Source organism: Vibrio sp. 10N.222.46.A1, from assembly GCF_041473595.1.
Lineage (GTDB): Bacteria > Pseudomonadota > Gammaproteobacteria > Enterobacterales > Vibrionaceae > Vibrio > Vibrio tasmaniensis_A.
In genome coordinates, this window is record NZ_JBFRSN010000074.1 from 1 (window position 1) to 2,834 (window position 2,834).

Annotated in this window: 2 protein-coding genes and 1 pseudogene; all 3 read right to left on the reverse strand. The window is 45.1% G+C overall.

Annotated elements, in window-relative coordinates:
* On the reverse strand, window positions 1–858 hold an 858-nt coding region (locus AB4496_RS02780; RefSeq protein ID WP_372130566.1), incomplete at its 3' end, for an alpha/beta fold hydrolase.
* Window positions 859–1,234: 376 nt separating this feature from the next.
* The gene (locus tag AB4496_RS02785; protein WP_102257620.1) at window positions 1,235–1,972 is read right to left on the reverse strand and encodes a DUF3726 domain-containing protein; all 738 of its coding nucleotides are present in this window, start codon (window positions 1,970–1,972) and stop codon (window positions 1,235–1,237) included.
* Window positions 1,969–2,834 (reverse strand): annotated as a pseudogene (locus AB4496_RS02790) (hypothetical protein); the annotation flags it as partial. The pseudogene AB4496_RS02790 and the gene AB4496_RS02785, both read right to left, overlap by 4 nt.

The following is a 2,834-nucleotide window of genomic DNA, read 5'->3' on the forward strand; positions in this document are numbered from 1 at the left end:
ATGCAAAATAGCGTAGATTGGGTTCGTTAGGTAGCCCTGCTCTTGCTGCATTTGATTTAAGAAGCTGTAGCTCAACTGCTTTTGACCATTCACTTCAACAAACGCACTTTCCAGTGTGAAGTACATAGGAAGGTTCGCTTCGCCGCCACCAAGATTAATGCCAATAAGCTGGAACTGTTCAACGGTAAACACCTGACCGTTTGGCAGTCTCACATCATTGTTAAGCAGGTAATCAGAGATCTCACGACACATAGCTTGTGCTAGTGGGAACTGAGCAAAAAAGGCTCTGTTTTTGTCTTCTACACGCTTGTAAGTCGCACGATAAACATCGTCAGCTTCGCGCTCAATAGACGGAATGCCGCCCGTCACATAACAGCGCTGCAAGCTCTGTGGAAACAGTGACAAATAGCTCAGTGTACAGAAGCCACCGAAGCTTTGACCAATCGTCGACCATTGTTTAACACCGAATTGCTCACGAATCGCTTCGGCGTCACGAACAATGTTATCCGCTCTGAAATGCGTTAAATATTCGACTTGTTGTTCTGGAGACAGATGGGCCAATGTTTCATGGCTGATCACCGTGCTATTGCCAGTACCACGTTGGTCAAGAAGCAGAACACGATAGTTTTGTAATGCACGCTTTAGCCAACCTGATTGACCGCTCACTCGTGGAGATGGAAAGCCTGGGCCGCCCTGAAAGTAGATAAGCCACGGCAGCTCTTGCGCATCTTTAGCGAGATCAACCAGCTCACGTGCGAAGACTTGGATCTGTTGTCCATCTTTGGCTTGGTAATCGAGTGGCAACTCAAAAGAGTGCTGACGATACAGGGTGGTTCCATCAATAAAGTTAGCTTGCACGCTTCATTCCTTTTATCTGATTCTAATGTCATCGGTACGAATAAAAATGGCGCCCGTTGGCACCTAGAATTAGCAAGATACGCATAGTGGCTTCTAAAAGAAACCGTTTGTTTAACATGAATGTGAAGGTGCTTCGTTTAATTGTTCAATTACCTCTCAACGGGTAACAACGTGTGTCAAAACAGTCAATTTAGAATAGGTAAATCCAGCGAGAGATCAAAAGAGTGAAGCAAAAAAAGAGGGACAAATAAAAAGAGCTTAACGAGGTGAGGATACGTTAAGCTCTTTGGTTTTATCTGTTTTGATAAACTAACTAGCTTACTCGCTGATAATCTATCGAACCTGTTAGTTCTAATGAACCTATTAAATCTAACGGCTACGAAGCTGTCAGTTCACCTGCACCTTGAGTCGAGCGTTCGCTGCTCTGAACTAAAATTGCGGTAGCGGTCTCTTTCAGTGCCGCCCACTCCCCATCATCAACTTCAATGCCATCGTTCCACGCTTTCTCTTGAGTTTTAAAAAGCGCTTCTGATTCAATGTGTGTTTGGTAGCCATCTGACAAACGTTCGATATCGAAATCCTGGACGGAAAGTTCGATGGTCATATTGTGGATATGTTCGTACGATGCCAGTGGCAAATCTGATAAAAACAGTTCCGGAGCAACGCAACCACGATTAAGAACATACAAAGTGCTCTTGGGGTTAGAACCGTTATCCCAACGTGCCATGCACGCAATACCTTTCGCAGCTAACTTTACAAGCTCGCTGTACGCCAACCAACGGTTGTGGCAATTATTTAACTCAATTTTCAGCGTCTTTTTACCGACCATTTGTTCAATGGCGTAATCGATAACCACAGGAAGGTGACACGCTAAGCTCGCCTTGTGCAGGTCGACTTCAACAGTGTTATCGCTGCGCACTTGAATGTCTACAGGGCAATCGTCTTCTAACCCCATAAAGTTGCTCGCATTATTAAAATGACGAACACCATCCAAGCCAACCATCTGTAAATCTGCCACCATGTTCGCTATCACATCGGCTTCACCACATGTACGACGCATACCCAAAAAGGCTTTATTAACGGCCGCTACCAGTTCATTGTGAGAAACGATCATAACGATTTACCTCCATGTTGAGCGTTGATATTTGTAGGAACTTGATTTGAGTCAGCCATCTCCGCTTCACTCGGTAACAGTGGGAACACCCATTCGTCCTGATGAATTTCATCAAGCAATGGCGCACCTTGGAAAAACGTCACTCGTACCCAACGATCTGAGCGAGGATCAAATTTAGTCGCACCAAACATTGCTAGCTTACAACGCAGTAAGTGCATTGGCGGCGAATCTTGATGCAGCACATTCATTTGAATGTCACCCATCGCTTTGTTACCTAGCGTCCACACACGGCGCGCAATGGCACGGTGTTGCGGCTGTTTAACAAGGAATTCGGCCAATGAAAGCTCAGGCGCAAATTGCAATAAAGCATGGTACAAACGATAAGCTTGACGGCCAATATCCAACGGCAGTTCACGCTCTTCACCCAACTCTTCGCCTCGAACTCCGAGCCTTGGCTCTTCTTTGTCTTGAGAGCGATACCAGAACCAGTAGTTGTTCTCTGCTTTTGTAAAGTCGGTCGTGATCGCCCAGCGATACTTCTCTTCTAGTACAACAAGAAGATCTTGAATCTTTTTGCCGCTAGGAAGCGACAGTGTTTCGCTGCAATTCATTTGCTCTTGATGGGCGTCCACTAATTCTGGGTACAATTCCATCAAACATGAGATAAGGATTTCTTGGGCTTCCATACTCATTTGCTTAGATTGCTCGACTAACTGCGACCATGTATCGCACAGGCTGACAGAAGCTTCTAATGATTGTTCTGTGTGCTTCAAATCATCAACAGCAGCTTTGTTCAGCTCTTGTTGTGTTTCATTGATGGTAATGACTTGTTCTAAATGACAAATCGCTTTTTTAACTAAGG

Excerpts from the sequence above, each read along its gene's own strand:
- AB4496_RS02785 (WP_102257620.1), bottom strand. The coding sequence starts at position 1,972 with ATGATCGTTTCTCACAATGAACTGGTAGCGGCCGTTAATAAAGCCTTT.